Raw genomic sequence first — 24,761 nt, 5'->3', positions numbered from 1 at the left:
AAAAAGCAGGCTTTGGCCTGCTTTTTTTATGCCTATAATTTGTCAATTCGACTTCCGGGAGAAAGAATAGTGACCAATGGCAATTACTTAATAAACTTATACGAACGCTGTTTAAAAATGCCGTTTGGGCGCAAGATATTCTCAACCATGTTTGCCCGAAAAGCGCCTTATTTTGCAACCATTAAGCCGCTTATTACTGAATTAAAACCTAATTTTTGTCAGTTGAGGTTTAAAAAACGCAAAGCGGTACAAAACCATATAGGTACCGTCCATGCAATTGCGGTGTGTAATGGCTTGGAAATGGCCATGGGCGCGGTTGCGGAGGCCTCTATTCCTAAGCATCTGCGCTGGATACCCAAGGGGATGAATGTTCAGTATTTAGCAAAGACTAACAGTGATGTGACTATAGAGGCGAGGGCATCAGAGCAGACCTGGCAAGTGGGTGAGCAGCCCATAGTGGTAGAAGCAAAACGAGATGATGGTACTGTCGTTGCGGCAGGCGAGATCGTTATCTACGTGTCGGAAAAGCCTAAGAAATAAATCGGACATAATAAGAAGGGACCCGAAAGGTCCCTTTTTTACATGCTAAATGATTAGCCTCTATTAAGGCTTGCTAACAGGTTCGTTAGCATCAATAACTGCACCTGGGTGCTCGTCTTCGCCATCGTCCGGCGCTAGCTTTTCCCACTTGCGGGTAAACAGGGCCAGTACGAATACCGCCGCACCAACGCTCACACCGAACACAAAGATAGTCCAGTAAAGCTCAGGCATCGCCTGTGGGTTGTTCGGGTCAAGACCACCAGCCAACAAGCCGGCAACAACGTTACCGATAGAGTAGGTGAGTACGAAGATACCCATCATCTGGCCTGCCATGCGCTTCGGTGACAACTTACTCACAGCACTCAGGGCAACTGGGCTTAAGCACAGCTCACCAACGGTATGAATAAAGTACACCGCAACCAACCAATATGGCGCCACTTTAAGTCCGCTAGCTGCTGCCTGGGACGCAAAGAACATGACAATAAATCCCGTCGCCATAATGATAAGGCCTATCGCACTCTTAAAACCGTACGATGGGTTGATCATGCGCTTGCTTAGGTTAATCCATAGCGCGGCAAAAAACGGCGACATGATGACCAGGAATATCGAGTTCAGTGACTGGAACCAAGTGGTTGGGATTTCAAAGTCACCGACCATACGGTCGGTTAAGTCGCGGGCAAACAGGTTGAATGAAGAACCTGCTTGTTCAAAGCCTGCCCAGAACATAGTTGACGCAATACACACCAGGAATAAAGCGCCCAGGCGCTTCATTTCGTCTCGAGTAAGCTTCCCGAAGATAAAAACGGACAGGTAGTACAGGAAAAATATAACCGTAAAGATAATGGCAACGTTTTCGGCAACGACGGTTGGATCAATCGTGACGTAGTCATTCAAGGCTAAAAAGGTATAAACCGCTAAACCCGCTAGTAATAGCCAAATGATGCTCCAGCTACGCTTAGTCGCTTTTGGCCCCATTGGTTTAGGTGGTTTCTCACCAACGCCTTTCAACTTAGGTTGAGTCAGTTTGTACTGAATAAGACCGAATGCCATACCAACAGCTGCTGCACCAAAGCCCCAATGGTAACCTGCATTTTCCATGAGGTAACCGGTGACGAAGTAACCGATGATTGAACCAATATTGATACCCATGTAATACAGGGTATAGCCGCCATCTCGACGGTCATCATCGGAGCTGTACAGTTGCCCGACCATAGCGGTAATGTTTGGTTTCAATAAGCCTGTACCAAGTACCACTAAAATCATGCCAACGAAGAAGCCGGCTTCACTAGGAATGGCCAAAACAATGTGGCCAAGCATAATGATGATACCGCCGTACCAAGTGGCGCGTTGACCACCTAACAAGCGGTCAGCGATCCAACCACCCGGCAAGCCCATGAAATAGACAGCGCCGGTGTATAGACCGTAAATAGCCGTTGCAGAGGCAACGGTTATCGCGAGGCCACCTTCTTGCAAACTGGCGGTCATGAATAAAACGAGCAGCGCGCGCATGCCGTAGTAACTCATGCGCTCCCACATTTCGGTAAAGAACAGGGTTTGTAATCCCCCTGGCTGTCCGAAAAAGCTTGAGTCTTTATCGACTATATTCTTAGGATCCATTCTTGTTATCCATTTTGTTATTTAACATCAAATAGTTATGTCTATTTTTAGCTTATTCGACTAAAGTCGGAGTCGAAAAAGGTGGCAATACTTTACTAGTGGTCGCCATATAATGGAACCGAAAACGACGAATTCGTTAGTTTTCACGATGCGTCGCCCGGTATTCCTTTGCGTAATTTGACGGGTTCTCGTTTAGAGCGGCGTTTTCTAACTTTTATATTTAGCATTTCTACCGTAAGCGAGAACGCCATAGCGAAGTAAACGTAGCCTTTTGGTACGTGGAAACCAAAACCTTCACCTACCAGTGTCATACCAATAAGAATCAAAAAGCTCAGCGCAAGCATTTTAATCGTTGGGTGTTGGTCGACAAATTCACTCACCGATTTGGCGGCGAGCAGCATAACGCCGACGGAAATAACAACAGCGATAACCATGACGGATAAATGTTCAGCTAAACCAACTGCTGTAATGACAGAGTCAAGGGAAAAAACAATATCCAGAATGGATATTTGAACGATGATGGATACAAAAGACGCTGAAACGATGGCTGTCTTTGTCTCGTCAGGCCCCTCAAGCGAGTGGTGAATTTCTAACGTCGACTTTCCTAAGAGAAAAAGCCCCCCGAGTAAGAGAATCAAGTCTCTTCCGGATATTTCTTCTGAAAACACAGTGAAGAGCGGTTCGGTTAGAGTCATCACCCAAGTAAGAGAAAAGAGCAGTAACAAGCGCGAGACCATTGCTAATACGAGACCAAGGGTTCTTGCTTTATCTCTTTGAGATTCCGGTAAGCGACCAACCAGTATTGAAATAAAGATGATATTATCAATACCCAGCACTATTTCCAGGGCAGTTAAAGTAGCAAGAGCTATCCAAGCCTCTGGCATTGTTACCCATTCAAACATAAAAGCACCCGAGAGAGTTGTTATTTGAAGTGCTTACTATGCTTACGAAAGTCGGGTTCTGCAACTGGCTTACTGAATAAATAGCCCTGAAAGTAATCACAGCCAAGTGAAGAGAGGTAGTCAAAATGCTTCTCTGTTTCAACGCCCTCAGCCACTACTTTAAGACCCAGGTTATGTGCCAACTGAACAATCGTTTGAACAATGGCTTCTTTCTGTACGGACTGAAACATATCACGTACGAAAGACACATCGATTTTGAGCACATCGAACGGCAGCTTCATTAAGTAGGATAGTGATGAATAGCCTGTTCCAAAATCGTCTAGCGCAAATTGGATACCCAGCTGCTTCAACTCCTTAATTTTATGAATAACGTCATCCAGGTTTTGCATTAGTACGCTTTCTGTCAATTCAAGCTTAAGTTGACCAGCAGGCACTTCATATTGTTTTAGCAGAGAGTTTAATTTGTCGACAAAATCCATTTGCTGGAATTGTGGGGCACTGACGTTAATTGAAAGTACCAAGTCGGTTAGCCCTAATTGTTGCCACTGACGTATAATCTGGCAGGCTTGTTCATTAATTAAGTCACCCAAGCCGATAATAAGTCCAGTTTCCTCCGCCAGTGGAATAAACTCTGCTGGCGACACCATGCCTCGTTCACTATGATGCCAGCGAATCAGTGCTTCTGCGCCAATGACTTGACGGTTTGTATCAAGTTGGGGTTGTAAATACAGTTCCAGCCCATCGCGTGTTTCTATAGCCTGGCGCAATTCTGCTTCAAGTTTCACGCGCTTTTCTATCGCGTCGGCCATTTCAGGATGATACAAGCGAATTTCACCCATACCATTACGTTTTGCCTCTGCTAAGGCCAGCGCAGCCTGAACAAGAATGTTCTCAGACGACTTTTTAAAACTATCAACAACAGTGACACCAAAACTCATTGAGCATTGGTGACGGTAGTCTTTGAGGGAGTAGGGGGCTTGCAATTCTTGTTGCAACGTTTTGGCCATACTGAGCGCGTGAGACTGCGCTTGTACTGGATTGTTACTTTTCTGTACCCGGGCGACCACGGCAAATTCGTTGGAACTGGGGCGAGCTACCATGTGTACGTTTAATGCAACACGCTCTAGTCGGTGAGTAACGGACTGCAATAATAAATCACCTAACGTCGGTCCAAGCGTGTTATTCAGCACTTTAAACTTATCGATATCGAGTAAGAACAGGACTAAGTGTTCGTTTTCCGGCGTTTCCTGCTGTTGTTGCGATAAGTAATCAAGCAATGAGCGGCGGTTTGGAAGGCCGGTTAATGTATCATTAAAGGCTAACTCCCGAATACGCTTATCTGACTGCTTGATAGCCCGGTAGTTGTGTTGGAAACGCTTATCGATAACGGATGATACCCAGGAAATCAGTGCGATCAGAGTGACAGCAACGACGATGGCGTAGATCAGCCATAAATGTTGATGTTGAGAATCGATTGGCAGAATTTCCGTAGAGGCCGTCGGATAAAAGCGAGCGGCCAACATGGCGGCGTAATGCATGCCACTAATTGCTGCAGCGATAATCAATGCGGTAACAAACTGGATTTTACGGAATTCGCTTTTTGCACCTCGAATTGCGCTCGAGCGGCTGTAGGTGCTCATGGCGAATACGCCCAGAACGACTGCAATGAGAATTGAGGCGGCGAACCATACCGGTGAGTAGAGCAGTTCGGCGTTCAGCTGCATGGCTTCCATCCCCATGTAGTGCATTAGGCCAATGCCTGCGCCTAAAATTGTGCCGGAGAGAATGTTTGTTTTTAAAGAGACCCGAGCCCGCGCTTTTTTGAAGTTTGCCAACCTGTCTTCTGACAGGTGGAGTGAATACGCGTAATAATTGCCGATAACAGCAGGAACAATAGACGCCAAGGTTAGTCCCACGCTGTGAGAAACCATAACAGGTAACTGAAAAGCAATCATGCCTATAAAATGCATGCTCCATACGCCAATACCGGCGACTATTGCCGTAATCAGAGTCCAGGTTTTTTGTTGACTGACAGAGCGGTGCCGGTGCGCCCGTTCAAAAATCTTTAATGCGGTAAATGACGCGATAAAGGCAACGAGGTAAGACAAAACAACCAGCCAGTGATTGTAATTGCCGGGGAGTGGAGCCTGTGCGTATTGCCCCAAATCAAAAAAGTTCATTAAAACGTCATTCATAAAAGCATCTTATCAGATCATTGGAAGGCTTTGACACGCTTAAATTACGAAAAATTAAGCCATTTAAATTGTCGACAATATCAATCAAACCGAATTGAAAAATGCAGTTATTTCGACTACCCTAGTTGTATTGTCGACAACCAAGACGTTTTTATTAATTAAAATAACCTATGCAGAGCTTTTACGATCAGCCGTACTCATTCAGATCACCCGTCACGTCAGCCGATCGTGTTTTAGTTGCGGTGCAAAAAGCCATTGTTGAAGGCGATATTGCCGCAGGTAGCAAAATCAGCGAAGCGGGCCTTGCTAAACAGTTTAATGTGAGTAGGGCGCCACTGCGTGAAGCACTGGCGCGGTTAGAACGCTGTCATTTGGTGGAACGTACTCCAAACGCCGGCGCTCGCGTTGTCACGCTGACCTACGAAGGCCTAATTGCCTTGTACCAAATACGGGAAGAGCTGGAAGGGTTAGCCTGTCGGCTTGCGGCAGAGCAAATGGCTAATGATGAAATTGAGGCGCTGTCTAAGTTGTTAGAACAGCACTTGGAAAGCCAGCGAGTGCGCGAGGGCGAAAGCTATTATCAAGAAGCGGGCGACGTCGACTTTCATTACCGCATTATTCTTGCCAGCAAAAACCAATACTTAATTAACATGTTGTGTGACGAGCTGTATTTTTTGGTTCGCATGTATCGTGTGCAGTTGGGAATGAACGGGCCGCGGGTGTCGCGGGCCTTTGACGAGCATAAAGCCATTATTACTGCCATTGCTAACCGCGATGGTGAACTTGCCGATTTGTTGATGCGCCGACATATCAGTGCGTCACGAAAAAATATCGAAACAAAACTACAAGCACATAAGGAAGTATCATGAGTCATTTACAAAGCCCAGGCGCTAAATTGCGCCAAGCCGTAGCCGACGAGAGTCCACTACAAATTGTCGGTACCATTAATGCTTACACCGCCATGATGGCAGAAAAGGTGGGTCATAAAGCGCTTTATCTGTCCGGTGCCGGTGTTGCTAACGCTTCGTTTGGCTTACCTGACTTGGGTATGACTTCATTGAACGACGTGTGTGAAGACATTCGCCGTATTACCGGTGCCAGCGACTTGCCACTTTTAGTTGATGCTGATACCGGTTGGGGCGGCGCATTCAACATCGCCCGCACGGTTAAAGAAATGAGCCGCGCTGGTGCTGCTGGCTTCCATATCGAAGATCAGGTCGCGCAAAAGCGTTGTGGTCACCGTCCTAATAAAGAAATTGTCAGCCAGCAGGAAATGGTTGACCGCGTTAAAGCGGCTGTTGACGCGCGTATCGATGAGCAGTTCTACATCATGGCGCGTACGGACGCGTTCCAACAGGAAGGTATCGATGCGGCAATTGAGCGCGCACAAGCTTGTGTTGATGTTGGTGCGGATGCCATTTTTGCTGAAGCGGTGCACACGCTGGAGCACTATAAAGCCTTTACAGACGCATTAGACGTGCCGGTACTGGCTAACATTACTGAGTTTGGTGCTACGCCACTGTTCAATAAACAAGAGTTGGCCGATGTCGGCGTTGAGATTGTGCTTTATCCATTAAGCGCGTTCCGAGCAATGAACAAAGCCGCACTGAACGTCTACAATAGTATTTTAGAAAACGGTGACCAAAAAGCGGTTGTCGATGACATGCAAACCCGTGCGGAATTGTATGACTTTTTGAACTATCACGATTTCGAAGAAAAACTCGACCAATTATTTAAGAAGTAAAAATTTCACATCGGCCTGACGTAATAACGTCAGACTACAGGGTGTTGGTAGCCTGATGCTATTGCATCAGGTGAGATACGGAACAATTTAACAAAATTAAGAAGGGAAAAATCATGGCAGAGAAGAAACTAAGTGGCGCAGGCTTGCGCGGACAATCAGCCGGCGAAACGGCATTATGTACTGTTGGTAAAAGTGGTTCAGGTTTAACCTACCGTGGTTATGACATCAAAGAGCTGGCTGAAAAAGTCAGCTTTGAAGAAGTGGCGTACCTGTTGGCCAAAGGCGAGTTGCCAACCCAGTCACAGCTGGATGATTACCGCAAGCGCCTGAAGTCACTGCGTGTGTTGCCACAGGAAGTGAAAGACGTCTTGGAGCGCATTCCAAAATCAGCGCACCCAATGGACGTTATGCGTACCGGTTGCTCAATGCTGGGTAACCTGGAAACGGAAGAAAGCTTTGACGAAGCCGATGATCATATTGAACGCTTCTTAGCAACCTTCCCGGGTATCGTGCTTTATTGGTATCGTTTCACTCACGACGGCGTTCGTATCGATACGGACTCAGAAGAAGAATCTATCGGCGCGCATTTCTTACGTTTATTGCACGACAAAAAGCCATCGCAATTGCATGCTGATGTAATGAACACGTCATTAATTCTATACGCAGAACACGAATTTAATGCATCAACCTTTACGGCGCGTGTTTGTGCTTCAACACTGTCTGACATTCACTCGTGCGTAACCGGCGCGATTGGTTCACTGCGTGGCCCACTGCACGGCGGTGCGAACGAAGCAGCAATGGAGCTTATCGAAGACATGAAAGACGCGGAAGATGCCGAGCAAACGTTGATGGGCATGTTAGAGCGCAAAGAAAAAATCATGGGCTTCGGTCATGCCATCTACAAAGAGTTTGATCCCCGTAACGACATCATCAAAGCATGGTCTAAGAAACTGTCTGAAGAAGTCGGTGACAGCCGTCTGTATGACGTGTCTGTGCGTTGTGAGGAAGTCATGTGGCGCGAGAAGAAACTATTCCCGAATGCAGACTTTTTCCATGCGTCGGCTTATAACTACATGGGCATTCCAACCAAACTGTTTACCCCAATCTTTGTTATGTCGCGGGTAACCGGCTGGACAGCACACGTTAAAGAACAACGTGCGAATAACCGTATTATTCGTCCGTCGGCGGACTACACTGGTCCAGAGGCACGTCCAGTACCTGCAATTGGTGACCGTTAATATGAATAATGAGTATCGCAAAAAGTTAGACGGCACGACGCTCGAGTATTTTGATACTCGGGCTGCCGTTGAAGATATTGAACCCGGCGCTTATGACAAACTGCCGTACACTTCACGGGTATTGGCAGAAAACTTAGTTCGTCGTTGTCCGCCTGAGATTCTGACCCAGTCGCTAGAGCAACTAATTTACGGCAAAAAAGAGCACGATTTTCCGTGGTTTCCGGCGCGTGTGGTTTGCCATGACATTTTGGGGCAGACAGCATTGGTCGACTTAGCCGGCCTGCGTGATGCGATTGCAGAGAAGGGCGGTGACCCGGCCAAAGTTAATCCGGTGGTGCCAACTCAGCTTATTGTCGACCATTCATTGGCGGTTGAACACGCTGGTTTTGAAAAGGACGCGTTTGAAAAAAACCGTGCTATTGAAGACCGTCGTAACGACGACCGTTTCCACTTTATTAACTGGACCAAAACGGCTTTTAAAAATGTTGACGTGATTCCACCCGGTAACGGAATTATGCACCAGATTAACCTGGAGAAAATGTCGCCAGTGGTGCAGGTTCGTGACAATGTGGCCTTTGTTGATACCTGTGTTGGTACTGACAGTCACACGCCAATGGTAGACGCTTTAGGCGTTATTTCTGTCGGTGTCGGTGGTCTTGAAGCAGAAAGTGTCATGTTAGGCCGTGCCTCTTATATGCGTCTGCCGGATATCGTAGGTGTTGAGTTGAGCGGCAAACTGCGTCCGGGCATTACCGGTACTGATTTGGTTTTAGCGCTGACTGAATTCTTGCGTCGCGAACGTGTGGTTGGTGCTTACCTTGAGTTCTTCGGTGAAGGCGCAGAAGCATTGACCGTTGGCGACCGTGCGACGATTTCGAACATGACGCCGGAGTACGGTGCAACCGCGGCGATGTTCTATATCGATGATCAAACCATCGATTACTTAAAACTGACCGGCCGTGATGATGACCAGGTCGAATTGGTTGAGAAGTTCGCCAAAGAAACCGGCTTGTGGGGCGACAGTCTGAAAACCGCAGAGTACGGTCGTGTCTTACGTTTTGACTTATCTAAAGTCGAACGTAACTTAGCTGGACCGTCTAACCCGCACGCTTTGCTACCAGCAGCAGAGCTTTCTGAGCGCGGCGTAGCTAAGCATATTGAAGACCCTGAAAACGGTAAAATGCCGGATGGCGCAGTCATTATTGCGGCGATTACCAGTTGTACCAATACCAGTAACCCTCGCAATATGATTGCAGCTGGCTTAATTGCGCGTAACGCTAATAAACTAGGCTTAACGCGTAAGCCTTGGGTTAAATCGTCTCTGGCGCCTGGCTCCAAAACCGTCAAAATGTACCTGGAAGAGGCTGACTTATTGCCGGAACTGGAAGATTTAGGTTTTGGTGTGGTGGCGTTTGCTTGTACCACTTGTAACGGCATGAGCGGTGCGTTGGATCCGAAAATTCAGCAAGAGATCATCGATCGTGACCTGTTCTCAACCGCTGTATTGTCGGGTAACCGCAACTTCGACGGACGTATTCATCCGTATGCTAAGCAGGCTTTCCTGGCTTCGCCTCCGTTGGTTGTAGCTTATGCGATTGCGGGTACCATCCGCTTTGATATTGAAAAAGACGTATTGGGTATTGATCCGGACGGCAACCCTGTAACGCTGAAAGACATTTGGCCAAGTGATGAAGAAATTGACGCTATTGTTAAGCAGAGCGTTAAGCCAGAGCAGTTCCGCAAGGTTTACGACCCTATGTTTAACTTGAGCGTTGATTATGGTGAGAAGAACAACCCATTGTATGACTGGCGTGAAATGAGTACCTATATTCGCCGCCCGCCATACTGGGAAGGTGCATTGGCGGCCGAAAATACGCTTACCGGACTGCGTCCGCTGGCGGTATTGGGTGATAACATCACAACCGATCATTTATCGCCGTCAAACGCTATTATGGCGGACAGTGCAGCGGGTGAGTACCTGGCGAAAATGGGCGTACCGGAAGAGGATTTTAACTCTTATGCAACGCACCGGGGTGATCACCTCACTGCGCAACGCGCCACCTTCGCGAATCCAAAACTGTTTAACGAAATGGTGCGTGACGATAATGGCGACATTATTCAGGGCTCGCTGGCACGCATTGAGCCGGAAGGCAAGGTTGTGCGTATGTGGGAAGCGATTGAGCACTACATGACGAATAAACAACCACTGATTATCGTTGCGGGTGCGGATTATGGTCAGGGCTCATCGCGTGACTGGGCTGCTAAAGGTGTTCGCTTAGCTGGAGTTGAAGTGATTGTTGCCGAAGGCTTCGAGCGCATTCACCGCACTAACCTTATTGGTATGGGCGTATTGCCGTTGCAGTTTGAAGAAGGCACCACACGTAAGACGCTGAATATTGATGGCACTGAAACCTTTGACGTGAAAGGGACACCAGCGCCGGGAGCGGTTTTGGAACTGACCATTCACCGTAAAGATGGTTCTTCACAGCAAGTTCCGGTTATTTGTCGTCTGGACACAAAAGAGGAAGTCTCTATTTACGAGGCTGGTGGTGTATTACAGCGCTTTGCGCAAGACTTTTTAGAAGCGGAAGCAAGCTAAGGAGTTTGAGCTATGGCGTTTAAACCACAAATTAAAATTCCCGCCACCTACATGCGTGGCGGGACCTCGAAAGGTGTGTTTTTCCGTTTGCAGGACTTGCCCGAAGCTGCACAGCAACCCGGCGCAGTCCGCGATGCAATTTTACTGCGTGTTATTGGTAGCCCCGATCCTTATGCTAAGCACACTGACGGCATGGGCGGTGCGACGTCGAGCACCAGTAAAACGGTCATCGTTTCTAAGAGCGAACGGCCGGATCATGATGTTGATTACCTGTTTGGTCAGGTGTCGATTGATAAGCCATTCGTCGACTGGAGTGGTAACTGCGGTAACTTATCGTCAGCGGTAGGCCCTTTTGCCATTGCGAATGGTTTGGTAGCGCCTGAACGCATCCCCGAAAACGGTATTTGCGAAGTCCGTATTTGGCAGGCGAATATTGGCAAAACGATTGTCAATAAAGTGCCTATGGTCAATGGTGAAGTGCAGGAGACGGGAGACTTTATTCTCGACGGCGTCACTTTCCCGTCGGCTGAAGTGCCCGTAGAATTTATGGATCCGTCTGCTGATGGTGAATCGATGTTTCCTACCGGTAATCTGATTGATGACCTAGAGGTTCCCGGTATTGGCACGTTAAAAGCAACGCTGATTAATGCGGGAATCCCAACCATTTTTCTGAATGCGGAAGAAATTGGCTACGACGGTACCGAATTACAGGAAGCCATTAATGGCGACTCTGCGGCTTTGGAGCGTTTCGAAACTATTCGTGCGTACGGTGCCTTAAAAATGGGGCTGATTGACGACGTTTCAGAAGCAGCTAATCGCCAGCATACGCCGAAAGTGGCGTTTGTCGCGTCGCCGAAAGACTATATCGCTTCCAGTGGTAAGAAGATTAGAGGGACTGAGGTCGATTTACTGGTACGTGCGATGTCGATGGGGAAACTGCATCATGCCATGATGGGCACGGCAGCAGTGGCTATTGGAACCGCCGCAGCAATTCCCGGCACGACTGTAAACCTTGCGGCGGGTGGCAATGACCGTACCATGGTTAATTTTGGTCACCCTTCAGGTACCTTACAGGTAGGCGCTGAGTGCAACCAGGTTAACGGTCAATGGACCGCCATAAAAGCCATTATGAGCCGTAGCGCGCGGGTCTTAATGGAAGGCAATGTCCGTATTCCGGGTGACGTTCTTTAAATGGAACAAACCACGCAAGTCAAACTGCTTAAAGTTGCCATGATTACAGGTATCAGCCTGATTTTATTAGGTCACGTGGTGTTGGTAGTGACCTTTGGTAATGATGATATTGATTTTCGTGGTTATATTTTGGGGGCAGCGATGAATGCAATAGGTATTATTTTATCGCTGCCCACCAAAATTTATCTCACCTTAGTGCTTATGGAAAAGGAAGAGCGAGATAATAAAAATACGCATTGGAGTGATCGTTAATAAAAAAGGTCGTCAAAGTATGACGACCTTTTGTGCAGACTAGGAAATCATTCACCTATATGTTTATCAAAAAACGTTTCCAACTTTTTATATAGCTCAAATTTATTGCCTTCTTTTTGGAATCCATGTCCTTCGTCTTCTTTGACGAACGTTTGGTAAGGCTTATTTACACGGTCTAATGCTTGAGTGAGTGCATTATAATGTTCAATTGGAACACGAACATCTTTTTCTCCGTGTACAAGTAAAATATCAGCTTTCATCTTCTCAACTAGGTTAACAGGGGAGTTCGCTTTTAATACCTCCATGTCAGTGCCAAGAACTCGCTCTAAATATTTTTCACCTGATTGGTTGCGTGAAATATCACCGGCATCATACATTAGAGGAAGTGAATATACGCCTACATAACCAACTCCGCACTGGTATAAATCAGGCTCTTTAGCTATCCCCATCATGGCTGAATAACCACCATAACTACCGCCATAAATACAAATGCGTTCGGGATCCGCATAACCTTGTTCAATAGCCCATAGGGTGGCATCAGTTACGTCATCTTGCATTGAACGCCCCCATTCTCCATAACCGGCTTGGAGAAATTCAGAACCATAACCTCCAGAGCCTCTGAAGTTAACTTGTAAAACTGCATAACCTCTATTAGCAAAAAACTGGTTTTCTGCGCTAAACCCCCACATGTCACGAGGACCATGTGGACCACCGTGAACATTAACGATCATTGGCAATTTGTCGCCTTTCTCAGCCCCTTTGGGTAACGTGATGTATCCTGGCAGCTCAAGCCCATCACGCGCAGTAATTGTAAATGGGCGCATTGGAGCTAATTGATTAGGGTCGAGCTTTTTATTAGGTGCAGCGATAAAACTGGCTTTCATGGTTTTTGTATTAAATAAAAAGTAAGAACCTGGATTAGTGTCCGAGCGGACATACACGACGGCAAGTTCTCCGTCTTTTGCACTACTGGTAATGGAGACACGTTGTCCGGGAAATGCGTTATCAAGGTTTTTCATTAACGCTGTACTTTCGCTATTGTCAGTGTACACCCGCTTGATTTTATCGGGCATAAAGTCAAAACCAATAATATCGCCTTTGACATCAAGTACTGGCGATAATACATCGGATGATGAATTTTTTGTTAAACGCTCGATGTTGTCGGTCTGAGTATCAAACTGATAAACCTCAGCAACTTTGCTTTCAAAATCAGTACCGAAGTAGGCATAACGGTTATCAGGAGAGAAACCATAAAAATTCAGTGTCTGACCGTCTTCGTAACCTTCGAGCTCTAACTTCTTCCATTCTCCTCCAGTAACGGGTTTAAAGTAAATACTTAAGTCCCCTTTACCATAAGCATCTTCGTCATCCTCTTCATAGGCGAAACTAAGGCGAAGGTTACCATCGTTATCCGCAATGAGTTGATCTGCCTTGGGTGGTTGTTCGCCCATATAATAGGAGCGTGCTGAGTTTACGTTAATTCGGTGGGCTTTGGCTTCACCGCGGTCAGAATAATGGTATTTGTTAATCATGATGTGATCAGGGTCATTTGGCATCATGCTTAACAATGAGTAACCTGATACTCCCCAACTAAACAATTCACGACGATGGCTTCCATCCGCGTTTATTGCATAAAGGTTTGGTGGCTGTTCTTGCTCATCCCAAAGGCCAACGCGCTTGCGACTTTCGAAGATAAAACGTTCATCAGTTACCCAGTTTATTTTACTAAAACGTTGATACTGTCCTAATTCAAAACTTGCGGTTAACTCATTGTCAGACCGTCGAATAACCATTAACTGATCGCGATCTCCTGCGTCGGCTTTTATCGCATAATAAGTGCCTTCTGGAGAAATAACCACATCAGTATAAAGGGTATTAGAGAAGAAATCTTCAACAGGGATTTCAGGGACTGAATCAGCTGAATTTTGTGCTATTACTTCAGCTGACGGTAACGCTAAAGTTATTGACAAGCCAAGCATAAAAGCTGACTTTTGCTTTTTACTCAATAAATCGCTCTGCTTAAATAGTGATAGGAGCATGGTGGTTTACCCGATTTTAATTTGTAGTTTTTATAAAATAATGTGCTTTTCCTTTTCTATTATGTCAGTTCTTCACATTAGCTTTAAACGCAAAATGTTACAAATTGTTGCCATTTTGTTGCATTGATAATTTTAATCAGCATAGCCCCATGGCGTAGGCGGTGTATCAACTGTTTCTGTTAAATCAAAATCAACCCGAAACTCTCTGCCTTCGCGAATTAAGCGGTAAGTAAAAGTGTCGTCATGAATATACATTTGCCAAATATTCGTGTTCGATTGAGGTACTCCGAGTTCAATAAATAATTCCTTTGAATAGGCGTCAGCAGGGAAAGACTGAGCAGTTGGGTAACCCTTATCTATCGTATGTCCCCCGTACATCGTTAACGGATCATAATTTCCGTCCGGTTTGCGATGGTCATGCTTAAGGCTAATACCAGAGCCTGTTTGGGTTAGAATCCAAGTACGTGAATGGTCACTTCCAACGTGAAAAGGAATTTCTATTTTTGCGTCGCCGCATTTGCGCACGTGCATAATGAGTGGGCCTTCAAAACCGTCGCTGGCCGGCGTATCAACAGTCACCTCACCAGCGTATGAATTCCCGCAATGTTCATTAATGGCCGCAAAAAATTCAGCCTGGGCTTGGGTTGTCACCTGTGGCGCCGGTTTTATAACTTGAGCAGAGCTAAAAGGAACAAAGCTTGCGACGGCAATTGACGTAAGAAAAACAATATTCTTCATTTTTAGACCATTGGATAATGTTTAATTTTGAATTATATGAGAAAGTAAAACCTGACACGAATCAAAGGCACATGCCAGTATTTTTACGTAAACTTATGATACCAAGTGCAGTAACCGAAATTTCCGATCTCCAACATATTCTGGATAGTCTCGACGCTCTCAGATAAAAGTAGTCTAGGGCAGCCAAATATCTCCAATGGCGGTTTCTGGCGAAAAGTGATGCGCAATTTGTGCTTGCAGCAACTCACCACAGGCAAGCGCGTCTGTCATGGCATCATGGGGAGCATAAAAGGGCAGGTTATAGCGCTGCCGACTGTCAGCTAAACGGATAGATACGGGCTTTTTACCGGTTATTTTTTCCCATAAACTGCGCTTTTGGCGATGGAAGCGTGCTTCAATTTCCATTGTGTCGATAACTGGAAAATGAATGGTCTCGTTTAAACGCTCTTCAAAGGCCCCTTGTAAAAAGGGGCGCTCAATACCGTTGTAGTGAACCACCCATACCTTGCCGGCGACAGCCTCTAGAAGTGGGTCAATGACTTGGGCTAAATCCGGTGCTCGCTCTATTTCACTGTGCGTTATGCCGTGAATAGTGACCGATTCTTCGGTTAATAACCGTCGGGGTTTTACCACCCATTGCCTGGCCTGACTCATGTCGATTCGTCCCAGTGTCATAGGAATAACCGCGATACTAATAATGCCGTGCTTGTCAGGATCAAGACCGGTCGTTTCGAAGTCAACAGCAACCATCGGCACGTCTTTAATTGGTGTTTCAGCCGCAGCAATTGCGGCTTCGTAGTAGCGCTTAAGGGCGGGGTGCTTTGCTTTCTCCGCAAGTTCCTGAAATCGCTTTGGCCAGTTTACCGTGCTTCTTCTCTGCTTATTCTCGGCGTCTGGTGGCAAATACAGCATAATTAGCCTCCAGAGTATTTATAACGCAGGTATTTCTGCGCATTACTGAGAATTTGGAAAGCGTCTTTCAAGTTTTTACGCTCAAAGTCAGAAAGGTCTTCAGGTGCCACATTGTTATCTGGCGTATCACCTGCCTCCAGAGCTAACGCCTGATGACGAATTCGAACCATAGAAATTAATTCCAATGCATCTCGTAAATCAGGGCCGCGACCTTTGGGTAAGATATTGGCATCAATAATTTCTTCGAGACGGGCAAACGAGTTTTGCCGTTGTGCACCAATAGCTAAAGCGTGCACACGAATTAAGTCCGCTACCGGCCCCGTGCCGCGACGCTTTGTGTTTATACTGTCACGGTGCTTACCGTCTTTTTCCATAACAAAGTCTTTAAAAAAGCCGAGTGGGGGAGTACGGTTTAGTGCATTGCGAGCCATCGATCCTAAAAAACGCTTATGTTTCGGCGCCTTCTTTCGAATGAGCTGGTTTAACTCTTTTGCAAAACGCATCTCACCACTGACGCCATCTAAGTCGAAGAAAATGGACGAATGCAGAAGCTTTTCTGGTGACGGGTTTTCTATCCAGTCGGTAAAATATTCTTTCCATTTTGATAATGGCTGACGCCAATTACGATTGGTTGCCATTATATCGCCTGTGCAATAAGTGTAACCACAGGCGTTTAACCCATCAGAAACAAACTGCGCAATATTTAAAAAATATTTGTCATGTAATTTAGGCTCAAAACTGTCATCCAGAACCATTGCATTGTCCTGGTCGGTCACAACGGTTTGTTCATCGCGAGCCATGGAGCCGAGAGCCAAGAAACAATAAGGTACAGGAGGCGGGCCATACTTTTCCTCAGCCAATTCTAATAAGCGTTGTTTAAAGCTGCGCCCAATGGTTGCCATAGCTGACCCAATAATTCGAGAGTTCGCGTCTTCTTCAACCATGCGCACAAAACTTTTGTGTACATCCGGCACTAATTGGGAAAGTTCTTCAATACTGGTTTGTTTAAAAATACTCGACACAATGTACAGACTGCTTTGTGATTCATGTCTCGCTACGTCTGACAAAGCAATAACACCTATGACTTTGGACTGACGTAATACCGGTAAGTGGTGTAAGTTGGTGCGTAGCATCGTCAAGAACGCTTCAAAAACCCGATTATTATGCTGAACAAAAACTAAATTTTCCGACATAATGTCGGCCACTGGATCGGAGGCGTCTTTGTCCACTGCAAGCACGCGTTTTCGCAAATCTTTGTCGGTTATTATTCCGGTGGGGATATCCCGTTTTTCATCGTCATAAATGAGTAAAGACGAGACCTTCTCATCTGTCATTAGGCAAGCGGCTTCACGTATTGATGCACTTTTATTAATCGCGATTGGCTCGCGCGTAATTAACGTTTCCACCCGAGCGGACAACGTACGATTGCGGCTTTCATGTGTTTTTACCGCGTGACTGACCCGACGTTGCTCTTCAACTTCAACGGCGTCGGCAAAAGCATCGTATTCATCATAAAAACGATTGAATAAATCGCCCGGGATATAGTAGAGCAAAGTGTCTTCAATGGTTTTTACGGGAAAGCGGACTCGGCCTTTGCGAAGTAAGCCGGCTTCTCCAAAAAAACCGCCTTCATCTAAGCGGTTAAACAACGAGCCGTCTTTGTGATAAGTCTCTATAGAGCCACTTCTGACAACGTGAAGTGCATCAATGTGTTGATTAAATTCAAGGATTTGAGTGTCCGCTTTAAAGTAAGCAACAGAGGTGTTTTGTGCCGCTAATTGAAGTTCTTCTTCCGGTAGCTCGTTAAAAGGAGAGTACTTGCGTAAGAAGTTCAGTATTTCTACGTGCTCAGCTTCCATATAAGCACCTTAAAAGGTGAGCGACACCCAGAGGCGCCGCTCGTGGTCGATTATTTTGTGGTTTTACCAACTCGTGGTTCAGAGCGCAAGCCCTGGACTAGCGCAACACACGCCGCGAGTAGAACGATCGTAAATGGAAGTCCCGCTGATACCGCCATCGCCTGCAAGGCAACAAGGCCACCGCCAAGGATTAGAGCAATAGCGACTAATCCTTCAAAAGTACACCAGAATACTTTCTGAGTGGTTGGTGCGTGAACTTTACCGCCCGCACTGATGGTATCAATAACCAATGAGCCAGAGTCAGATGACGTAATGAAGAACACCATGACAAGGACAATGGCTACGAAGGATGTGATGCCCGTCCAGGGCAGGCCTTCCAACATCACAAACAGTTGTAATGATAAGTCAACTTCTGCGACCTTTTCTGCACCGGCAAGGAATTGCTCAATAGCCGCGGTACCAAATACGCTCATCCAGAATACACAGGCAAGCGAAGGAATGAGCAGTACTGAAATTAAGAACTCACGTACTGTACGACCTCTTGAAACGCGGGCAATGAACATGCCGACAAACGGTGACCATGCTATCCACCAAGCCCAATAGAATGAAGTCCAGCCTTGTGAGTAGTTTAAGTCCTCGCGACCAACAGGGTTAGACAGTGCAGGTAAGTTCACAACGTAGTTATACAGGTTATCGACGAAACCAGTCAGAATAGCAACCGTTGGCCCCACTATAATAACAAAGAGCATTAACAGTGCGGCGAGTGTCATATTGATTTGCGATAAACGCTGAACACCAGATTCAAGGCCGGCTAAAACAGAGACTAAAGCGACAGCGGTAATACCGATAACCAGCAACACTTGCGTTGTACTGCCCTGGTCCCAACCGAATAAAAAGTTAAAGCCGGAAGCCGCTTGAGAGGCGCCTAAACCCAGTGATGTAGCTAAGCCGAACAACGTAGCCAAAATGGCAATGATGTCAATGATATGGCCTGGCCAGCCCCAAACACGCTCTCCCAAAATGGGGTAGAAAATAGAGCGAATGGTTAATGGTAATCCCTTATTAAAAGAGAACAGTGCCAAGCCTAAAGCCAGAACTGCGTATATGGCCCAAGGGTGTAAAGCCCAATGGAAAATGGTTGCAGCCATACCAAGGGCAATGGCTTTTTCTTCATTTCCTCCGGCAGCGCCAAGCGGCGCCCAGTCGGTGCGAATACCATCCGCGTTAACTTCCGTTCCGCCAAGAGCGGTACTGAAGTGCGTTATAGGCTCGGACACACCATAAAACATGAGTCCAATACCCATGCCTGCCGCAAATAACATTGAGAACCAGCCCAGGTAAGAGAAGTCAGGTTTTGCTTCTGTACCCCCAATTCGGACTCTTCCTAATGGGGAAAATACTAAGAACAAACAAAGTAAGACAAATATGTTTGCAGCCCCAATAAAGAACCAGTCTAAATTCGCTGTTAACCAGTTTTTCGTGCTGGTAAATATTGGCTCTGCCTGATTCTGAAATGCTAACGTAATAAATACGAAAGCGATAATGGCTAGCCCTGAAATAGCAAAAACGCGGTTATGAAAATCAAGCCCGAATGGACCTACTTTCATGACCACGTTGTCTTGTCCAATTTGGTAGTCCGTATTTATGGGGTTAACTTCCCCGTCTGGAATCATTGGGTCTGACGCTTGGCGCTCTCGTTCTACATCTTTGTCGCCGCGCAGTACCTCTTCTTCTTTTTTTTTGGTCATTTAGCTTCCCCTTTATTAAAAATAGGCGCTATTACGCATTTGAATTTAAAGCTTTATTTTTAAATTCATGAGTAGAGTATAGAAGCTACGGAGAATTCTTAAAGTTAGATCGGTAGGAAATTAGAATTGTTTTTCAAATAACTGATAAACAAAGAAGCAAATGACTGGCGTATAAGCACATATACGCCAGTTTGTCGGTTATTTAGAAGCTGTAACGAACGCTCGCACCGATAGTGTCGATATCCTGATCAATTTCATCTAAATCATACAGTTTATAACCAACCCCCAGCGATAAGTTGCTCGTTAGGTGAAAAAAAGCTGACGCGTCATAACGAATAGCGTTTTCATCTTCAATATCCAGATAGTCAGCTTTGACAGAGAGTTCGAAAAAGTCGGTTATCATAGAGCGTATACCTAGCCCTGCACCATAGCCAGATTCGTCAAATGACTCTGAGCCAATAGCATCGATAGAGCCGACAAGTTCAAGCTTCTCATAGGTTACGGTCGCGAAAATGTCGGTCGAGTCGGTAATACCATGATTGAAACCCAAACCTGCATTCAGTGAATCTAAATCCACGTCACCAAAGTCTGACTCGTCGCCAACTGAGTCGAAGTTGGCTAAAACAAAAACTGAGTCACTGAGTGAAAGCGAGCCAGACACAGCATAACCGTCCATTGATATGTCTTCATCAAGTGGCGTTTCAATGTCCGTTTCGATATAGGTCGCCTGAATTTTATCCCAGTTAGGAGAGTCCGCTAAAGCGCCTGTTGAAGTTCCAATTAAAGCGAGTGCAATGATTGTCTTTTTCATGATGCTTCCTTACTGTTTGGTTTCTATACATGTTGCTTTTCCTTTCACATCAATAACGCTATAGCCTAGGTAGCAAAGCTTCAACGGTATTTACGAAACCTTTAATCGAGGCGATTTATAAGGGAAATTAAAGCGGCTTCTGCGACACGTTTTATGTTATCGCGATCCTCGCTGTCACTGACTTCGTAAGTCACTGCGTGAGCCGCGAACTTGTCAGTAATAAACTGTTTGAACACACCGCTTTCAGGGTGCGCGCCAGGTTGATAATCAAGCTCCACAGAGTCGACCATCTCAGCGATTTCTTCAATCCAGTTATAGACTCGCTGAGGGTTTCTTAAGGGCACACCAGAGCTGGGTTCGTAGTCTTTAGGTATCGTATAAAAAACATTGCGATGAGTAGAATGAAAGTCAATGGCAAACTCAATTCGACCGCCGTCGTTAGTTAACTTTGTTAGGTATTTAGCCAGGGCTTGGGTCTCTGGAAGCGTTTGGTTCTTCCAGTCCCTGTTCATATCAACACCAGCAGCGGTTAAGCGCCAATTGCCGTGATAAACCCCATCGGGATTCATATTAGGGACGAGTAAAATGTTGTATTGCTTACGAAAGTCAGAAACGTATTTTTCATCACTAAATAGCAACTCACCAAAATGGAGAAGGGCTATTGCGCCAGTGACTTCTGGAGGGTGTTGACGACCAATCAGTATCAGCCATTTATTACTTGAAGTAACCGTATGCTCTAATGCTGCCAGGTTTCTTCCTTCGCTGGATACCCCCAGAGAGATAACCTTTGAGCGTTCAGGCTCTTTAATTAAACTACTTAACCACTCTATATAGTGGACGTTATCGATGATTTCCTGTCCGGCAATAATTTCTTTTTCTTTTGCTGGCAGAGTGACTTCAAACTTTAGCCATCCGTCACCTTCTGAGAAAGGGATAGGGTGCCACATGTCTTCGCCTATACTGCTGCGTTTCGGTTTATATCTTGAAATGCCTTTGTCGGCAAATAAGGTAATAGTAAAGGTTCTGCTCTCATCGACCATGTTTTCAACAGCAAATGCGTACCAGGGACTGGGGTTAATATCTTCTTTTTCCGGTTTCAAATAAAGCTTAAATTCACCGTCCTGCTCTTGTTCGCAATGATGCAAACGTCCTGCAGAAAAGTCAGTAGTAAATTCGACTTGCGAGAATGAGCAGCCATCAGGATTATTTGGTTTTTCATCCAGAGGCTGCTGAAGCGTTAACTGACTGAATAATGCAACGCTGGCTAAAGAGAGCATTTATTCCTCTAAAATGCCCAGGACAAGGTTGCGTAAGTGTAACGTCCGCGATTTGAATGGACGTCTGAGAAATAACCAAAGCTTTCATCGGCAATAGGCGGTTTCTTGTTGGCTATGTTTCGGGCCCCTAATCGGATACTGAGCCCGTCGAGAGATCTTTGACTGAAGTGGTAGTCGAGATAAATGTCGGTTGTGGTCCAACTGTCTATCGGCATCATATCTCCTTCAGATGTAGTCACGCTGGTTTCGTAAAAGTCGTCAATATAGTTGACTCGAATGCCGGCACCCCAGTTCCCCAGGTCCCAATCGAGGCGAGTGAACGCACGCCACTTGGGGTTACCGTTCATTTGCCTTAAATCACCAGCGCCAACAACAGGTATGTCAATGGGTACAGCAGGGTTCCCATTTTTCTGAGCCTCCAGAACAATGGCACTGATAGGGTCCGGGGTTTGCATAAATTTACGTAAATGGGCAGCATTTATAGAGAAGTCAAAAAGGCCGTAATTATCACTGTTCACCTGATAACTAACACTAATATCCGTTCCGGAAATTTCTCTAACTTCAAGGTTGTCGTATTGATTATTAACATAAACGACTTCTAATTCGTCGTTGCGAATAACTGCTGGATTTGAGTCACCTTGAGAACGAAGCAACGAATCGTAAAGCAGGTGAGTTTGACTATTTAGAATACCCACGACACCTTCTTGCTCAATGCGCCATCTGTCGACAGTAATGAGGAAGTTTTCGAATGGAGTAATAGCAATACCGAAATTGTATATTTCATCATCTTCCGGGCTGAGTTCGCTGTTACCGCCTCGTACCTCAGTTATGCTGTATCTATCGTCTATGACAGGGTCGGTTCGACTGTTTGTACGCGAGACACTTTCTTCGACGACCTGAGGCAGATTGGGGGCTCTGAAACCACCAGAATAAGAAGCTCTCAATTGGAGCCAATCGACAGGAAGCCAACTTAGAGCCAGTTTAGGCTTGGTCACGCTGCCAACGTCGGAAAAACGTTCATAGCGTAACGCCAGTTGCATATCGAATGTTTCATGCAAGGGGACAAGCAGTTCAGTATAGGCTGAGAATACATTACGACTGCCTTGTGCGTCGGGTGTCGAGCTGCTTCCAAGAACGTCTGAGTCTGTCATCAGTTCGCCCGTTATCTGATCATAGAATGGTGTTGAGCCATCCAGAAGGGGATGTCTGTCGTCAGCGTATGACTCATAGCGATACTCAACTCCCGCTGCAAGTCCAATGTCTCCGGCATACCAGTTGGCAAGCGTTGGGTTTGATAGTTTAAAGTCCCATTGAGCAAGTTCAGTGGAGCTATCCCGGGTTATGTTGTCGGTTAAGTTTGCTATTACGTCAGGCGCGTTGTAGGCAGTAGTTCCGCTGTTTAGGTTATTCGGATCCCCACCAATAAATGGATTATACGCCTCTTCTGGATTGCTTGAGTTTATTGCTTGCTGTAAAGCGCTGACGCGTATCCTGTTATAACCGGTATCCAGAGTATCCGCTCTGGAATAAAGCAAGGCTGATTCCCACTCCCAGGTTTTTGCGTAACCACGCAGTCCCGCTAACAGGCGGTAGCTTGAATCTTCAACTTCAATCCTTCGTGGACCGACATCCATAGGTCGAATATTGCGTAATGTAACGGTTTCGCCAAACGGGTTGTATGCAGCATCTTCACTAATGGTAAAGCGCTGTGCGGTTAAGTTTGCATTTTGTTCTCTGCGACGTTTTGATATTGCCTCGTAGTAAAGTGCTTCGCCGAACAATTCGAGGTTTGGGCTAAGTGAGTGGGTGTAGTAAGCGAATAAGTTTATGCGGTCAACTGCAGAGGTCATGCTTTGATCCTGAAGTGCTGAATCGTAACGCATTTCTCGTGGAATAGACCCTTCCGCGGCACAGACGCCTTCAGAAATAACCTGGAAACAATCTCCCATGGACTCAGGGCGAATATGGAAGCGACCAATGTTTTCGCCGTCAAAAATTGCCCAGGGACTAGAAAGAGAGCGGTTATCTAACTGTGTATCGCCAATAAACTCTGTAGGGACTCTCTCATTAAAACGGCGATCTTCGCTTGCCGAATAAGAGCGTTCGTTAGCACCAATTTCATCTCGGGTATAATAGGCAAATGAGAGGCTTAAATGGCTTTTATTATCATTGAAATAAAAGCCTGTCGAACCGCTAGCCAAATATTGTTGCATTGAGGTTCCTTCAGCATTACCGGCGTTTAGCTTTAATTCTGACTGGGTTACTTCCTTTTTGAGAACATAATTAACAACGCCAGCAACGGCATCAGTGCCATAAAGCGCGGATGCCCCGTCTCTTAATACTTCTAGTCGACGTAACCCCGATACCGGCAAAGTGTTTGAATTGACCGTTGCAACTGGAACGAAGTTTTCGGTTTGAGTCCCAGGGTGTAAAACTAAGCGACGGCCGTTTAGAAGGGTTAGCGTATTACCAGTACCTATGCCTCTTAAATTGATGGAAGCCACGTCGCCGCGGGCGTCATTAACGCCACCAATGGCCCGTTCGTTGTTAAAGCTAATGTCTCCTATTTGAGGCACTGAGCGTAATAACTCGTCCCCGGTTACTGCTCCGGTATTGGTTATGTCGTCGGCATTGAGGACTGTAACCGGCAGTCTTCCGGCAGCTTGCGCACCTCTAATATTACTGCCTACGACAGTAATTTTTTCCATGGACTCTGTTTGATCAGGGCTGGGTTGAGGTGGTTCTTCTGCTTCACGTTGGATAATAAATGTATTTTCAGACTGACGTATAACCTCAAGGTCGGTTCCTGTTAGTAAACGCTCTAGTGCCTCTAGAGGTACAAAGTCCCCCTCTAAGGGCGTAGCACTGTAACCATCAACAACCTCTGGAGAAAATATAACTTGCGTGCCTGTTTGCTCGGCGAGATCAAGTAACGACGCGCTTAACGGTTGTTCTGCAAGCGATATTGACTGGACGGGGTCTTGAGGAATAATCGGCGCTGCTTGAGCTGGTAGGGAAATACAGCTTAACGCCGCGCAGGTACAAAGTGCGATGTAACTTTGTTTATGCTTAATCATAATCAGTACCTTTTTATTTATT

Annotated in this window: 18 protein-coding genes; 7 read left to right on the top strand and 11 right to left on the bottom strand. The window is 46.1% G+C overall.

The window, feature by feature from the left end:
* Window positions 1-69: 69 nt before the first annotated feature.
* Window positions 70-540, top strand: a complete 471-nt coding sequence (locus tag EST55_RS03485; RefSeq protein ID WP_129496513.1) for a hotdog fold domain-containing protein — start codon at window positions 70-72, stop codon at window positions 538-540.
* Window positions 541-603: 63 nt separating this feature from the next.
* Here EST55_RS03485 and EST55_RS03480 read toward each other — a convergent pair whose 3' ends face one another.
* From EST55_RS03480 to EST55_RS03470, 3 genes are all read right to left on the bottom strand, one after another.
* Entirely contained in the window at window positions 604-2,157 is a 1,554-nt protein-coding gene (locus EST55_RS03480; protein ID WP_129496512.1) for a peptide MFS transporter, read from the bottom strand.
* Window positions 2,158-2,300: 143 nt separating this feature from the next.
* A complete protein-coding gene (locus tag EST55_RS03475; RefSeq protein WP_088768053.1) occupies window positions 2,301-3,059 on the bottom strand; it encodes a TerC family protein in 759 nt (252 codons plus the stop codon).
* A 20-nt stretch (window positions 3,060-3,079) separates the two neighbouring features.
* Entirely contained in the window at window positions 3,080-5,254 is a 2,175-nt protein-coding gene (locus tag EST55_RS03470) for an EAL domain-containing protein (RefSeq protein ID WP_129496511.1), read from the bottom strand.
* A gap of 170 nt (window positions 5,255-5,424) precedes the next feature.
* Between EST55_RS03470 and EST55_RS03465 the strand changes: the two genes are divergently transcribed.
* From EST55_RS03465 to EST55_RS03440, 6 genes are all read left to right on the top strand, one after another.
* On the top strand, window positions 5,425-6,123 hold the full coding sequence (locus tag EST55_RS03465; protein ID WP_129496510.1) for a GntR family transcriptional regulator: 699 nt from the start codon (window positions 5,425-5,427) through the stop codon (window positions 6,121-6,123).
* The gene (gene prpB, locus EST55_RS03460) at window positions 6,120-6,998 is read left to right on the top strand and encodes a methylisocitrate lyase (protein WP_129496509.1); all 879 of its coding nucleotides are present in this window, start codon (window positions 6,120-6,122) and stop codon (window positions 6,996-6,998) included. The genes EST55_RS03465 and prpB overlap by 4 nt, the downstream gene beginning before the upstream one ends.
* Before the next feature lie 113 nt (window positions 6,999-7,111).
* Window positions 7,112-8,236 carry a 2-methylcitrate synthase gene (gene prpC, locus EST55_RS03455; protein WP_100691999.1) on the top strand — a complete coding sequence of 375 codons (1,125 nt, stop codon included), beginning with the start codon at window positions 7,112-7,114 and terminating at the stop codon, window positions 8,234-8,236.
* A 1-nt stretch (window position 8,237) separates the two neighbouring features.
* Complete coding sequence (acnD, locus tag EST55_RS03450) at window positions 8,238-10,835, top strand: Fe/S-dependent 2-methylisocitrate dehydratase AcnD (RefSeq protein WP_129496508.1); 2,598 nt, start codon at window positions 8,238-8,240, stop codon at window positions 10,833-10,835.
* 12 nt (window positions 10,836-10,847) lie between these two features.
* A complete protein-coding gene (gene prpF / locus EST55_RS03445; RefSeq protein ID WP_129496507.1) occupies window positions 10,848-12,026 on the top strand; it encodes a 2-methylaconitate cis-trans isomerase PrpF in 1,179 nt (392 codons plus the stop codon).
* Window positions 12,027-12,278, top strand: coding sequence for a hypothetical protein (locus tag EST55_RS03440; protein ID WP_129496506.1), 252 nt, complete (start codon window positions 12,027-12,029; stop codon window positions 12,276-12,278). It begins immediately after the preceding gene.
* A 47-nt stretch (window positions 12,279-12,325) separates the two neighbouring features.
* On the opposite strand, the gene EST55_RS03435 is transcribed toward EST55_RS03440, so the two are convergent.
* The 8 genes from EST55_RS03435 to EST55_RS03400 form a co-directional block, all read right to left on the bottom strand.
* On the bottom strand, window positions 12,326-14,317 hold the full coding sequence (locus EST55_RS03435; RefSeq protein ID WP_129496505.1) for a S9 family peptidase: 1,992 nt from the start codon (window positions 14,315-14,317) through the stop codon (window positions 12,326-12,328).
* Between the two features lie 132 nt (window positions 14,318-14,449).
* Window positions 14,450-15,055 carry a hypothetical protein gene (locus EST55_RS03430; RefSeq protein ID WP_100692004.1) on the bottom strand — a complete coding sequence of 202 codons (606 nt, stop codon included), beginning with the start codon at window positions 15,053-15,055 and terminating at the stop codon, window positions 14,450-14,452.
* 174 nt (window positions 15,056-15,229) lie between these two features.
* Window positions 15,230-15,967, bottom strand: coding sequence for a 3'-5' exonuclease (locus EST55_RS03425; RefSeq protein ID WP_129496504.1), 738 nt, complete (start codon window positions 15,965-15,967; stop codon window positions 15,230-15,232).
* A gap of 2 nt (window positions 15,968-15,969) precedes the next feature.
* Entirely contained in the window at window positions 15,970-17,826 is a 1,857-nt protein-coding gene (locus EST55_RS03420; protein WP_129496503.1) for a DUF294 nucleotidyltransferase-like domain-containing protein, read from the bottom strand.
* Between the two features lie 50 nt (window positions 17,827-17,876).
* Complete coding sequence (locus EST55_RS03415; protein ID WP_240665237.1) at window positions 17,877-19,499, bottom strand: BCCT family transporter; 1,623 nt, start codon at window positions 19,497-19,499, stop codon at window positions 17,877-17,879.
* 277 nt (window positions 19,500-19,776) lie between these two features.
* Window positions 19,777-20,385 carry an outer membrane beta-barrel protein gene (locus EST55_RS03410; RefSeq protein ID WP_129496501.1) on the bottom strand — a complete coding sequence of 203 codons (609 nt, stop codon included), beginning with the start codon at window positions 20,383-20,385 and terminating at the stop codon, window positions 19,777-19,779.
* A 101-nt stretch (window positions 20,386-20,486) separates the two neighbouring features.
* The gene (locus EST55_RS03405) at window positions 20,487-21,662 is read right to left on the bottom strand and encodes a M14 family metallopeptidase (RefSeq protein ID WP_129496500.1); all 1,176 of its coding nucleotides are present in this window, start codon (window positions 21,660-21,662) and stop codon (window positions 20,487-20,489) included.
* Window positions 21,663-21,670: 8 nt separating this feature from the next.
* Window positions 21,671-24,739, bottom strand: coding sequence for a TonB-dependent receptor (locus EST55_RS03400; protein WP_240665229.1), 3,069 nt, complete (start codon window positions 24,737-24,739; stop codon window positions 21,671-21,673).
* Between the last annotated feature and the right edge of the window lie 22 nt (window positions 24,740-24,761).

Source organism: Idiomarina sp. 29L, assembly GCF_004123135.1.
Lineage (GTDB): Bacteria > Pseudomonadota > Gammaproteobacteria > Enterobacterales > Alteromonadaceae > Idiomarina.
This window is presented reverse-complemented; position numbering and strand designations above follow the sequence as displayed.

Bases quoted from the DNA above. Each gene is read 5' to 3' on its own strand.
- EST55_RS03480 (WP_129496512.1), bottom strand. From the start codon at position 2,157: ATGGATCCTAAGAATATAGTCGATAAAGACTCAAGCTTTTTCGGACAG.
- EST55_RS03475 (WP_088768053.1), bottom strand. From the start codon at position 3,059: ATGTTTGAATGGGTAACAATGCCAGAGGCTTGGATAGCTCTTGCTACT.
- EST55_RS03470 (WP_129496511.1), bottom strand. From the start codon at position 5,254: ATGAATGACGTTTTAATGAACTTTTTTGATTTGGGGCAATACGCACAG.
- EST55_RS03465 (WP_129496510.1), top strand. From the start codon at position 5,425: ATGCAGAGCTTTTACGATCAGCCGTACTCATTCAGATCACCCGTCACG.
- prpB (WP_129496509.1), top strand. From the start codon at position 6,120: ATGAGTCATTTACAAAGCCCAGGCGCTAAATTGCGCCAAGCCGTAGCC.
- prpC (WP_100691999.1), top strand. From the start codon at position 7,112: ATGGCAGAGAAGAAACTAAGTGGCGCAGGCTTGCGCGGACAATCAGCC.
- acnD (WP_129496508.1), top strand. From the start codon at position 8,238: ATGAATAATGAGTATCGCAAAAAGTTAGACGGCACGACGCTCGAGTAT.
- prpF (WP_129496507.1), top strand. From the start codon at position 10,848: ATGGCGTTTAAACCACAAATTAAAATTCCCGCCACCTACATGCGTGGC.
- EST55_RS03440 (WP_129496506.1), top strand. From the start codon at position 12,027: ATGGAACAAACCACGCAAGTCAAACTGCTTAAAGTTGCCATGATTACA.
- EST55_RS03435 (WP_129496505.1), bottom strand. From the start codon at position 14,317: ATGCTCCTATCACTATTTAAGCAGAGCGATTTATTGAGTAAAAAGCAA.
- EST55_RS03430 (WP_100692004.1), bottom strand. From the start codon at position 15,055: ATGAAGAATATTGTTTTTCTTACGTCAATTGCCGTCGCAAGCTTTGTT.
- EST55_RS03425 (WP_129496504.1), bottom strand. From the start codon at position 15,967: ATGCTGTATTTGCCACCAGACGCCGAGAATAAGCAGAGAAGAAGCACG.
- EST55_RS03420 (WP_129496503.1), bottom strand. From the start codon at position 17,826: ATGGAAGCTGAGCACGTAGAAATACTGAACTTCTTACGCAAGTACTCT.
- EST55_RS03415 (WP_240665237.1), bottom strand. From the start codon at position 19,499: ATGATTCCAGACGGGGAAGTTAACCCCATAAATACGGACTACCAAATT.
- EST55_RS03410 (WP_129496501.1), bottom strand. From the start codon at position 20,385: ATGAAAAAGACAATCATTGCACTCGCTTTAATTGGAACTTCAACAGGC.
- EST55_RS03405 (WP_129496500.1), bottom strand. From the start codon at position 21,662: ATGCTCTCTTTAGCCAGCGTTGCATTATTCAGTCAGTTAACGCTTCAG.
- EST55_RS03400 (WP_240665229.1), bottom strand. From the start codon at position 24,739: ATGATTAAGCATAAACAAAGTTACATCGCACTTTGTACCTGCGCGGCG.